Below are 12,494 nucleotides of genomic sequence, written 5' to 3'. Positions count from 1 at the left end.
GACTAATCATAGGAGCAAACATTATGGGTGAACATCGTCCTTTATTTGAGTTTGTCGATTTACAACGTGAAGAACCAGAGAAACAAGTTATTGAGGTTCGAAAGCATGAGTTTGCAGAAATTTATCGCTCATTTAAACAACCAGGCATAAAAGAACAATCTTCGCGCTGCATTGCCTGTGGAAACCCATATTGCCAATGGAAATGCCCGGTGCACAATTACATTCCTGATTGGTTATCGCTCGCCGCCGAAGGCAAATACATCGAAGCCGCCGAACTTTCCCATCAAACGAATAGCTTACCCGAAGTGTGTGGTCGAGTGTGTCCGCAAGATCGGTTGTGTGAACAGGCCTGTACATTAAACAATGACTTTGGCGCGGTAACGATTGGTCAGGTGGAGAAATTTATTACCGACAATGCCTTTGCTCAAGGTTGGCGTCCTGACGTCAGTAAAGCCAAACCACAACCTTACAAAGTTGCCGTGGTTGGTGCCGGGCCAGCAGGACTCGCATGTGCCGATGTACTAATTAGAAACGGCGTGCAAGTCACGGTGTTTGATCGTTACCCCGAAATTGGCGGACTGCTGACGTTTGGTATTCCGGAATTTAAATTAGAAAAACAGGTCATGACTAAACGTCGAGAGATTTTTGAGAGCATGGGTATTGAGTTTAAACTTGGTGTTGAGATTGGTCGTGATCTTTCGTTTGAAACACTTAATCAAGATTATGACAAAGTTTTTCTGGGTCTTGGCACTTACAAAACCGTCGCTGCCAATTTAGGTGAAGGTGTCGACCAAGGCGTGCATAAAGCCCTCGACTATTTAATTGCCAATACTTGCCACTTGCACGATTACCCGGTCGAAACGGCTAACTACATCGACTTTAAAGATCAAGACGTTATTGTGCTAGGAGGTGGAGATACCGCCATGGACTGTGTTCGCACGGCCATTCGACAAGGCGCAAAACGTGTAAGATGCGTTTACCGAAAAGATCAAGAGGCGATGCCGGGTTCGAGAAAAGAGTTCAAGCATGCCACAGAAGAAGGTGTTGAGTTTGTTTGGCATCACCAAGCGGAGTCATGTCTGCGTGATGAAAGTGGCGCATTAACCGGACTTCACTGTCATAACACCGCCGATAATTCCAAAGCCACTCTTGAGTGCGATGCAGTCATTGTCGCCTACGGTTTTCGTGGTGAACAACCAGAATGGTTAAAGACATCAAACGTCACCTTTAACCAGTGGCAGTTAGTCGAAACAAGTGAGCATCAAGGGTATCGCACGCAAGATAAGAATATTTACGCCGGCGGTGATATGGTTCGCGGAGCTGATCTTGTCGTTACCGCCATCGCAGAAGGACGTCAAGCTGCCGAATCTATTTGTCGAGATCTAGGCGTATTAGTTTGATAAGGCTCTAAAAAAACGTTTGTGCAATTCCATTTACACAAACGCCCCTTTGGGAGAAATGATCTGCAAAAATTAAGCAACCGCAGCCATCGATAGCTGCGGTTCGTTTTTTAAAATTGATTGCTGTAGCGAATACCCAACATACGAGGTGAGTTCCATCCCCATTTCGGGTATTGAGCGCCACCGTTTGACCAGGTCTTAACTAACTCATCGGTCGCATTATAGACATAGGCTTCAAGGTACCAATCTTGTCCGGTATCGTAACGAACACTGGCATTGATGTTATGCCAAGCATCACGCACATCACTGTAAGCTGGCAGCTCATCAAAATTGCGATCGGTTAAGTGTGAATCATCTTCCCAGTGCACAGACAACCAAGTCGTAATTGCGCCATCACCCGCTAGCTCGAAAACCCGTTCATAATTCAATGTCCAAGAAAATTCTGGCGTATAAGGTAAACGATTGCCACTGACGTCGCCTTCACCCTGTTCACCACATAAGCTCGCACCAGCCGCCTCTCTCTCGGCGCAGTACCAACCATCAGAATAGCCGGTCCACTCATCATAGGTTGCATCTAGGTAGGCGAAATGACCGCTCAATTTATCTTGCTCCGATAAGCGCCAGCTAAATTCAACTTCGAGTCCTGAAATCGATGCTTGTGCGGCGTTTTCAGTGAGCAAGGTTGAGATGTCTTGATCGGTAACCGCATGCTCTCCAACTTTACGGAAAGTCGTGACTTGTTTGTCATCATAATCACTGACAAACGCGGAAACGGCGAAGTTTAATTTATCGTCGAGAAGCACACCTTTGTAACCAACTTCGTAATTGATTAATTCTTCGGGCTTGTAACCAAAAAATTGAATAGTGCCTAACCCGTCGATATCAACGCCGTCACCAAAGCCCCCTGCTTTATAGCCGGTCGCGACATAACTGTAGAGAAAATTATCGGCGTCTAAATCGTAATCTACGCCAACCCGCCAAGTGCCTTTCGTCCACTTATGATCCGTATCGTTGTAACCCACAATCACTAGATTATTGGCGTAATCCTGCGTTCCCATACCCGGCAATAAATCATCACTGGTGTAGGTTGGTATCGCGCCTGGATCATTAACGATTCCCCAATCAATGCCTTCGTCTGGTCCAAATGCGCCACCGGAAAAGCTACCACGATTACCGTTTGCATCATAACTCCACGGCCCCCATGCGCCCCAGTTGACACCACCAATATCACGTTTACGATCGGTGGTTGTGCGATAGCCAAAAGTAAAGTGTAAGTCTTCGCTCCAATGAAACGTCGCTTGTGAAAATAAAGCTTCTGAGTCGAGCAGTCGCTCAGGTTGAATAAATGAGCCTGCGCCTGGCGTTGGAGCGCCACAGCAAAATGGGCTTTCGACATCAAAGTGAATGGCATTGTCTTCGGTAAAGTTAAAGTAACCGACAATCCAACTGACTTTGTCTTCGTAAGTGCCTTGCAACTGCAGTTCATGCGAAATCGATTTGTAATCAGACCAACGCGTTGCTAAATATTGATCATCGCCCCATGGCGTGTACAAATAACCTGACCATCCCCACCCAGTGTCTGGACCAGGAGTTGGAAACCAACCCATGTCGGCATCCCACTGCTGGCTGCGCTCTTGATAGGCCCACCCAGCGTTGTAAACTAACTGCACATCGTCAGATATAAAGTAGCTTAACTTTGCTCGAAAACTATCGATGGTCATGTCGAGTTCGCCCGGAACATTGACCCAAACCGTTCGCTCATCACCGCCGTAGTAGGCACAGGCCGCCGGACTTTGTTTACAATCGGGCGCGACATAACCGCCGGCACTGTTGTCTTGAAAACGCTCCAGAGCAAAACGCGCGGTCAACTTTTCGGTCACATCCCAAAGACTCGTAATGCGCATTCCATATCGGTCAGAGTTGGTGTATTCATCACTGTCATTGACCGCGTAGTTTCGTCGCTGATCGACATCGGGAATACCGTCATTGTCACGGTCACGAACATCCATAAATTGATCAATATAACCGTCGCGTTGCTCAACAAAATAATTTGCTCGCAATGCAAAGGTATTGGTTAATGGAATGTTGACCGTGGTGCGAAGTTGTCGTTGATTGTAGTTGCCAAGCTCAAACAAAACATCCGTCGTGAACTCATTAAAATCCGGATCTTTGGTAATTAGATTAACACTACCCGCGGTTGCATTTCGTCCATACAGCGTGCCTTGTGGACCACGCAAAACTTCAAGCCGCTCTAAATCATACATCAATGCCATTGCACCTTGAGGACGTGGCGAGTAAACGCCATCAACATGAAATCCAACACTCGGATCACCCAGCTCAGTAAAGTTGTTGCTGGAAACTCCTCGCATGGTCATTTGGACACCACTGTCTGATGGTGAAAAACTGATGTCCATATTAGGCACTAAATTGCCAATATCACGAGCATCAGAGACCCCAGACCGATTCAATTGCGATTGACTCAAAGCGGTCACTGCAATGGGTGTTTCCATCAGTTCTGTTTTCACTTTAGTTGCGGTGATCACCAGCACTTCATCATCCAACTGATTTTTCTTTTTTTGTTTTTGTTCACCTTCATCAGCAGCGTATAAACTCCCGATTGCGGCGGCCACAAAATACGCCAGTGGCTTCATCGATTTACTCCACATAGATCCCCCTACTGTTTCATCATACTTAATCTAACCGATTTATCTTTCTATGAAATCGCTTTCATATCCTTGTAAAAAATTTTTATTCATCTTTTATTGATTCGCACGACACCACGCGTTGTTCAGGTAAAGGCTGTGATTGAATAACCACATTGGCCAATTGAACTTGCCATGGGTGTTCAGCCCTAATGGAAAAAACCTTGGCCACCGCCGACAAATGATCCGGCACAAAAAGACAACCCAAAGGCACCGCGATCGTTTGCCATTGCGAGTGGTCGAGCTGCACAAGCTGGCGCAAATCCAAAGCGTGGTCATTCAACCACAAAGGACCATCGGCACTGCTCAACAGCCGCAAATCAAAACTCATAATGGCTGCACTGCTCGACCAATCACGCAAATCTTCGGTGAAAGGACTGCTAAACTCGATCCCAGCACTTTGTGTTCCTGTCCACGCGACCGCCAATGCATCTTCTTGCACGAGTCGGTCTACCGTTCTAACTTGTAACCCAGCAATCGATTGACTGTTGCTCACCAACTCGACAATCTCTTTATCATTAGCCAGCATGGTTCGAAACGGCGGTTGTACTGAGCGTTGAAAGATGGGTTTGCTTGGCGGCTGTTGCGGCAAATCTGGACGCTGTTCGGATAACACCGCGAGCGGCTTTGGCTCTTGTTGATAGCTCAATCCGAAACCCAGCGGAAATAAAGGCTGCTGCCCAATATAAGGGGCATTCAATGGCGCTTGATCCGCCGCTCTTGGCCATGAAAATGGCAGCTTGCCAACAAAATCAAACTGCACTTCTCCTTGCGAACTTTGCAGCAATACATCGGCAATACCTTCCCCCTCACTACCGGGCAACCAAGCAGCAACAAAGGCATCGGATTGATTTAATTCAGGATTTACCCACATTGGACGTCCCGATAAAAATACGGACACCGTGGGAATGCCTTCCGCTTTAAATTTTTTCAATAACCGCCAACTGCGTTTGTTTCCACGTTCGAACTCTAGGTTACTGATATCCCCATTGCCTTCTGCGTAGGGTTGCTCTCCAAACACGACAATGGCGACGTCGGGTCGATGTTGAAAAGAGCCATCGTCACTCAAGAAAATCTTGCCACCCGCTTGTTCAATTTGTGTTCTAAGCCCTTGGTAAATCGAGGTCGCACCAGGAAAGTCTTGATTATTGTTGCCGGTTCCCTGCCAAGTAATGGTCCAGCCGCCACTTTGCTGTCCGATATTGTCAGCCGCCGCACCGGTTAATAAAAAGGTTTGCTTCGGATGTAATGGTAAAATTTTTCGATTATTTTTCAGTAACACTAACGACTGACGAACGGCATCGCGAGCAACGGCTCGATGTTTAGCATCACCCAGCGAATTCAGTTGATACCGCGTTAGTGCTTCACTGGGTTTTCCTCGTTGAAATAAACCCGCGCGAAATTTCACTCGCAGAATTCGACTTACCGCATCATCGATTCGTTGCATTGAAATATCGCCGCGCTGTACCTGCTCGATGGTGTTGTAATACAAGGCCTTCCATGACTGTCCTGGCGCCATTAAAATATCAACGCCCGCATTGATCGCTTGCGGGCAACTTTCGTTGCTGCACCCAGCGACTTGACCGTGCCCGTTCCAGTCTCCAACGACCACGCCATCAAAGCCCATTCGATCTTTAAGTACTTGCTGTAGAAGGTAATGGTGACCATGCAATTTACGTCCTTGCCAACTGTTAAAGCTCGCCATCACAAACTGTGCGCCGGCGCCAATGCCACGTGCATAACCTTGGCCATGAATTTGGAAAAGTGCATCTTCTTCGACGATGGTGTCACCTTGATCGTCGCCTTGCTCTGTTCCGCCATCACCGATAAAATGCTTTAAGGTCGCTAGGGTTTTACCGGGGCTTAAAAAATCTTTTTCTGGCTCACCTTGCATCCCCTTTACAAAGGCTTCGGCGTAGTCAGCGACCCGTGTCGGATCTTCACTGTAACTCTCATACGATCGTCCCCAACGATCGTCTCTGGCAACGGCAACCGTTGGAGCAAAGACCCAATCAATGCCTGTCGCCGCTACTTCTTGCGCCGTGAGCTGAGCGATCTGCTTTACCAACTCAGGGTTATTGGCAGCGCCCAAACCGATATTGTGAGGAAAAATCGTCGCGCCAATAACGTTGGTATGTCCGTGCACGGCATCCGTCCCCCAAAGAGCAGGAATGGCAATACCATCTTTTGACGCATCCATTGACGCGACATACATATCATCGGCAAGTTGAATCCAGTCTTCGATCGCCGCGTGCTTATTTTGATTGGGAAAAGAGCCACCACCGTTCAAATAGGATCCAAAACCGTACTCTCGCATATCATCGGGAGTGAAGTCGCGAATTTCAGGTTGAATCATTTGAGCGACTTTTTGCTCGAGGCTCATTTTATTAAGCAACGCGGCAACTTGAGCTTCAATGTCTGGCTGCGGTGGCAAAGCCGCATCGACTTTGGGCCAAATAGCGGCGGCACTTGAAAGTGACGGTTGACCTCTTTGGTCAGTGGACGGGGTATTTTTCATCTCTTCACCAGCACGGTCGGCTGATGCGTCCGATGGCTTCTGACACCCAGTGATCCCAACGACTGTCATAATGACTCCCATTAATGCTTGTTTTACTCGTTTACTTTTCAATTTTTTTATCCCGGTCGTTAATGGGACAGTTAATAAATTTGTGGATAAAGACGATTTGATCGCCCACGTTATTTTTTGCATCGACTGAAACTTTTTAACGTCACCCAATTGTTTAGCCGCTCTTTTCTGGGGCAACCGGTGACTCCATCGAAACTGCTTCATCCAGGCTCCTTCGCTGGCGATTGTTGACTTGAATTTTGCGCAGTCTAGCCGATAAAAAAACTTTATGAAAGCGCTTTCATAAAGTTTTTATTTCCGGTACATTGAAACTCGATGCACTAATTTGAATGCCGCAACGCACCAAAATAGCTCGCATAATCAAAAGAAAATAACCACTAAGGGAACGTTAAAAGGATGAATGAAATAGTGAGTGATTCAGCCCCAACCATCAGCCAAAACACCAGTTATCGTGCGGCTTTGTTCGTCTTGACCTCGCTGTTTTTTTTATGGGGGTTTATTACCAGTTTAAACGACATTTTAATTCCCTATTTAAAAGGGCTATTCGACCTCAGTTACTTTCAAGCTCAAGCCGTGAACTTATGCTTTTTTGGTGCTTACGCCGTGATCTCTTATCCCGCCGGTTTTTTAGTGCGCCGCACCAGTTTTCAATCGGGTATCATAATTGGGCTGATTACCGCAGGGTGCGGCTGTTTATTATTTTTACCCGCCGCGCACTTTGAAGTTTATGGATTATTTTTATTCGCTTTATTCGTATTAGCGGCAGGAATCACTTTGCTTCAAGTTGCAGCCAATCCATTTGTGACACGTCTGGGTTCACCTGAGCACGCATCGTTTCGACTGAATTTAACTCAAGCATTCAACTCACTAGGCACGACGCTCGCACCAATTTTCGGAGGCATACTGATACTCTCCGCAGGGCTCAAGTCGAGTCACTCAACCGCCGATGCCATTCAGTTTCCTTATCTAATAATTTTCGCAACACTCATCGCGCTGGCAATCGCCTTTTTTCTGATTCCATTACCAAAGATCGCAGCAACGCATCAACATGAGCATGAATCCTTAGTTAGTCCAAAACTGTTGCATCAACGTCACTTAATGCTCGGAGTCGTTGCTATTTTTATGTATGTCGGAGCCGAGGTCGCCATCGGTAGTTTTCTCGTCAACTTCTTAAATCTACCCCACATTGGAAATCTAGCGGAGCATCAAGCAGCGCATTATGTTTCTTACTATTGGGGAGGCGCGATGATCGGTCGCTTTGTTGGCGCTTTTCTTATGTTAAAAATAAAACCTTTTTACCTACTAACCAGCAATGCATTAATATCCGGCCTGCTTCTCATTGTCACAATCTTCAGTGACGGTATGCTGGCAGTATGGGCGGTGCTTGCTATCGGACTATTCAATTCGATTATGTTTCCTACCATTTTTAGCCTCGCCATTCATCGTCTTGGCACCTTGACCAGTCAAGGCTCTGGCTTACTGTGCGTGGCAATTGTCGGAGGGGCAATAGTGCCATTGATTCAAGGTTCAATTGCCGATACCTTTTCGCTGCAACAAGCATTTTGGGTTCCAGTTATTTGTTACTTATACATTGCTTACTACGGCTGGCGAGGACATCGAGTACCAACCCATGTTGTGCATGAGCCTAGTTAAAACACTGCCTTAAATAATCGATTTAAATTATGAAACCAAACAACATTAGCATCACAGAAAAAATTGGATATGGCCTAGGTGACACGGCCAGCAATTTAATTTTTCAAACGGTCATGTTGTTTTTATCGTACTTTTATACCGATGTGTTTGGGCTATCTGCTGCTGCCGTAGGAACGATGTTTCTGGTGGTGCGTCTATTTGATGGCATCACCGATCCGTTAATGGGTTACCTCACCGATAAGTTAAACTCAGTCCACGGTAAGTTTCGGCCCTATTTAGTTTGGATGGCCATTCCCTTTGTGATTGCCTGCTGGCTGACCTTCACCACTCCGAATTGGCTACCTTGGCAAAAGCTTGTCTATGCCTACCTAACGTATGCACTATTAATGCTTATTTACACCGCCATCAATATTCCTTATTGCGCACTCGGAGGTGTCATCACTCAAGATCCACAACAACGTATTTCTCTGCAATCTTACCGTTTTACGCTTGCTATGATAGGTGGATTGCTCGTCACCTCTTGCACCCTTCCTATGGTTGAGTTCTTCGGTGCGGGCGAACCCAAACAGGGCTACCAATTAACCATGCTCACTATGGGACTGATCGGTTGCTTACTATTTTTTGCCTGCTTTAAACTGACACGAGAAAGAATTCACCCGCCACGGAATCAACAACTTAAACTGTCTCAATCATTAGGTGCCTTGTGGAGAAACGATCAATGGCGTGTTATCAGTATTTTATGTTTTGTTGTATTAATTGCGATGGTTATTCGTAACACGGTCGCTCTGTATTACGTTAACTATTATTTGCAGCTACCCTCACTCGCGACTCAATTTATAACCCTTGGAATGATTGGCGCTATTGCAGGCAGTTTTATTGCACAATATTTATGTTTACGTTGGTGCAAAATTCGCTGTTACATGATTGCCAATGCATTGGCAGGATGCGTTTGCATCGGTTCGTTTTTTATTTCTACTAATGACTGGGTAACGGCCATTGTGGCTCATTTTTCTGTAAGCTTTTTATTGCAAGTCGCAACGCCATTGCTTTGGAGCATGATGGCCGACGTGGTTGACTATGGCGAATACCAATCTGGAAAACGCATTACCGGGTTGATCTACTCTGCGAACTTATTCTTTCTTAAACTCGGAATGGCCATTGGCGGTGCTTTCGCAGCTTGGAGTCTAGCCTTTGTAAACTACCAAGCGGGACAACCGCAGTCGGGTGAAACGTTACTCGGAATCAACTTGTTGTTCACCGCAATTCCCGGCGTTATTTTAATTGCCAGTGCTGCAGTACTTATTTTTTATCGACTCGACCGCTCGGCCATGGAAAACATTAAGCTTGCCGCTAAACAGTCGAACGTATCACCAGAATTAACCAACACTGCTGCACAATGAAGACTGTCGAGGGACCAGTATTGGCGTAATTTTTTGCGCAACTGGTTGCGGCGGCTCAATTTTGTAGGCACGTTGCATGACTAGCCAAGCGGCATCAGCGGCAATTTGCCGAACAGGAAAGTGAATCGATGACAATTTTGGTGTGACATAACGGGCATATGCGATGTCATCGAAACCTATCACAGCAACCTGCTCCGGAATCGCAATGTCACGTTGTGTTAATAACTCCATCGCGCCGAGCGCCATTTCATCATTAGCGCAGACTAAGGCATCAAACTGAACGCCTTTTTGTAGCAGCTTCTCAACACCACTTCGTCCTCCTGCCTCTTGAAAGTCTCCTTCCACAATTAATTCAGGATCAAAAGGAACTTGATATTGCTTTAAAGCTCGCATGTAGCCGTCAAAGCGCTCTTTCGCGTCGTGCTTCCATTGTGGTCCGAGAATGCAAGCAACTCGTCTCCGCTGTTGCTGAATCATATGTTCCGTTGCTAAGAAACCACCTAGTTCGTTGTCGAGTACAAAACATTGATCGGCAATCTGAGGAATAAAACGATTCAGCAGCACCAAATCAATTCCTTGCTCTTGAACTTTTAACAAATCATCGTCGCTGATGGTTTCTGCATGCAGTATTAATGCGTCACAACGACATGAAACCAGAAAATCGATGACGTCTTTTTCTTCTGCTTCACTGGCATGGCTACTGGCTATTAACATTTGCTTGTCATTGCGACGAATAACCGCTTCAGCACCCGCCATCATTTCTCCGAAATAGGGGCCAGCTAACTCCGAAACCACCATGCCGATGCTGTTCGAGCGGTTCGATGCGAGTGACTTTGCGTGCGCATTAGGTCGGTATCCCAATGTCTTAATGGCATCCATCACCCGTCGCTTTTTATCATCGTCGACACGTGTGGTCCCGTTTAACACACGAGAGACTGTCGCTTGTGATACGCCAGCTAACTCTGAAACATCTTTGATCGTTGCCATTCTATTAGGTTTGCTCCATTGTTAACCACATTCGAAAAAACACTCTCATCGTTAAATTCACTCGGCATGAGAAAGGATCACTACTCATTATTCGTCACGACCGATTATTTTAAATAATCGCTAAAACCTCACAGAGGCTCGATCGGGCAATTACCGATTGGCAGCGATCCACAAACACTTTATTATATCTTTACTATGGAGTCGATATTGACTTTAGCCAGTGAGTGGTTATTTGGAACATATGTGGGTTAAACTCATTCTGTCTTTGGTGAGCTACAGTAAGATAACGACCAAAAGCGACAGTGTTATCGTCTAAAAATAAGACTTACTTTAAGCTAAATTGATCTGACAAACATATTGATCTGAAAAACATCATGTAAGGAGCAAGACGTGCCAGAAGTTTTCGAGTTACCTGAAGAAAACCTGTTTAATGTATTTAATATTTTATTATTAGAAAACAAACATCGTCTCGTTAAGCAATTAAAAAAGTGTTATGAGCCAAATGTACATGGCCACAAGACTTGGTCCTCTAGCTTCTTATTAATGGATTACTTTCAAACTCATAATATTATTAAGCGTTCATCGGACGTCATCGAGCTTGGATGTGGCTGGGGAGCCGCGTCAATATACTGCAAAAAAAATGGCGCCAAGTCAGTCACCGGATTAGATATCGATGACAACGTGTTCCCCTACCTCGAAGTTCAAGCAGCGCTCAACGACGTTACCATCAAAGAGTCTCGACGAAGCTACGAAAAGCTCACTGCACGCCACCTTGCGCAATACAACTTAATGATTGGTGCTGACATTTGTTTCTGGGACGACTTAGCCGTTAAGCTAGAAAAACTGTTTAAGCGCGCACTCGGGGCTGGGGTTAAGCGAATTTTATTAGCCGATCCCGGTCGGCAACCTTTTTTGGATTTGGCTGAGCGATGTCAAAATTTCGCGAAAGTTGATTTAAGAGAGTGGTATGTCTGTGATCCTGAGTACTTCGATGGTTACGTGCTCGACCTAAAACCAAAAACAAGTAAAAAGGCCAACTAATTTTTAGCCGCTCTGTTTTGCTTGCGGTATCCAAGAGTTATTGGCTGCCGCCGAACTCTCTCGCCATCGACTTTGAAACATTCGCCTGACTATTCGGTGAAACTCTTTACTTAATGATGTTTCACCATTTCGGTCGCGGCGGTACAAATATTCAGCGTACTTTCGTTGCGCTAAGTTAATTTCAAAACACAAGACTTGGCGCAATCGAAGACCTCGGGCATCACTTTCTAAAAACGCTTCGAGTCGCCGATAACTCTGCCGATAATAGTATTCGCACAAATGACGCCGATGTAATTTTTGAGCAACAAAAGCAGTGTTTTGACAAGCCAATACAAAACACCGTATGTGCTCAGCGGAGACTTTTCCTCGTCCGTTGAGTCGGTCAGCAATGACTGTCTGCGACTGTAAAAAATAATCAAACGCTGGCTTAAGCAGCTTTTTTTGATAGGCAGCATCTGCCTGCAATGTAAGCCGTTCCCAACACACCAGTGCTTCGTCGGTTGCACCTTCGATTGCTGAATCATTTAGGCCGCATCGTGGCATTTCGGCTCCTTGAGTTCTTAAGATACAGATGATAATGATTATCATTTATATTTTATCTGCTTAAAGATGTCAAGCAGGAACCTTAGATTTAAATTCGCATTTCGCCCGACGGCGACCTTCTTTGCCAGGAGCTCCAAAGAAGGCAAAGTGCCCTCCGCTCCAGTGACTGGCCTTATGAATG

8 protein-coding genes are annotated in these 12,494 nt (G+C 45.8%); 4 read left to right on the top strand and 4 right to left on the bottom strand.

The annotated features are described in order from the left end of the window. The first annotated feature begins 23 nt into the window (after positions 1 to 23). A complete protein-coding gene (locus tag Q9312_RS17910; RefSeq protein WP_309202225.1) occupies positions 24 to 1,400 on the top strand; it encodes an FAD-dependent oxidoreductase in 1,377 nt (458 codons plus the stop codon). 110 nt (positions 1,401 to 1,510) lie between these two features. Here Q9312_RS17910 and Q9312_RS17905 read toward each other — a convergent pair whose 3' ends face one another. Both Q9312_RS17905 and Q9312_RS17900 read right to left on the bottom strand, forming a co-directional pair. After that, complete coding sequence (locus tag Q9312_RS17905; RefSeq protein ID WP_309202224.1) at positions 1,511 to 4,066, bottom strand: TonB-dependent receptor; 2,556 nt, start codon at positions 4,064 to 4,066, stop codon at positions 1,511 to 1,513. 82 nt (positions 4,067 to 4,148) lie between these two features. Then, positions 4,149 to 6,893: a glycoside hydrolase family 3 protein gene (locus Q9312_RS17900; RefSeq protein ID WP_309202223.1), complete on the bottom strand. Its 2,745-nt coding sequence runs from the start codon at positions 6,891 to 6,893 to the stop codon at positions 4,149 to 4,151. 192 nt (positions 6,894 to 7,085) lie between these two features. On the opposite strand from Q9312_RS17900, the gene Q9312_RS17895 reads away from it, so the two are divergent. Then, entirely contained in the window at positions 7,086 to 8,342 is a 1,257-nt protein-coding gene (locus Q9312_RS17895; RefSeq protein WP_309202222.1) for a sugar MFS transporter, read from the top strand. A gap of 29 nt (positions 8,343 to 8,371) precedes the next feature. Then, positions 8,372 to 9,742, top strand: coding sequence for a glycoside-pentoside-hexuronide (GPH):cation symporter (locus Q9312_RS17890; protein WP_309202221.1), 1,371 nt, complete (start codon positions 8,372 to 8,374; stop codon positions 9,740 to 9,742). Here the strand turns inward: Q9312_RS17890 and Q9312_RS17885 are convergent. Then, positions 9,719 to 10,729: a LacI family DNA-binding transcriptional regulator gene (locus tag Q9312_RS17885; protein WP_309202220.1), complete on the bottom strand. Its 1,011-nt coding sequence runs from the start codon at positions 10,727 to 10,729 to the stop codon at positions 9,719 to 9,721. The two genes, Q9312_RS17890 and Q9312_RS17885, sit on opposite strands and share 24 nt — an antisense overlap. 390 nt (positions 10,730 to 11,119) lie before the next feature. Between Q9312_RS17885 and Q9312_RS17880 the strand changes: the two genes are divergently transcribed. Further along, on the top strand, positions 11,120 to 11,770 hold the full coding sequence (locus tag Q9312_RS17880; RefSeq protein WP_309202219.1) for a class I SAM-dependent methyltransferase: 651 nt from the start codon (positions 11,120 to 11,122) through the stop codon (positions 11,768 to 11,770). A 3-nt stretch (positions 11,771 to 11,773) separates the two neighbouring features. Here the strand turns inward: Q9312_RS17880 and Q9312_RS17875 are convergent, their stop codons facing one another. Continuing rightward, entirely contained in the window at positions 11,774 to 12,313 is a 540-nt protein-coding gene (locus Q9312_RS17875) for a hypothetical protein (protein ID WP_309202218.1), read from the bottom strand. Positions 12,314 to 12,494 lie beyond the last annotated feature (181 nt).

Source organism: Pleionea litopenaei, assembly GCF_031198435.1.
GTDB lineage: Bacteria > Pseudomonadota > Gammaproteobacteria > Enterobacterales > Kangiellaceae > Pleionea > Pleionea litopenaei.
Note: the sequence above shows the minus strand (reverse complement) of the source record. Positions and strands in the feature narration are given on the sequence as shown.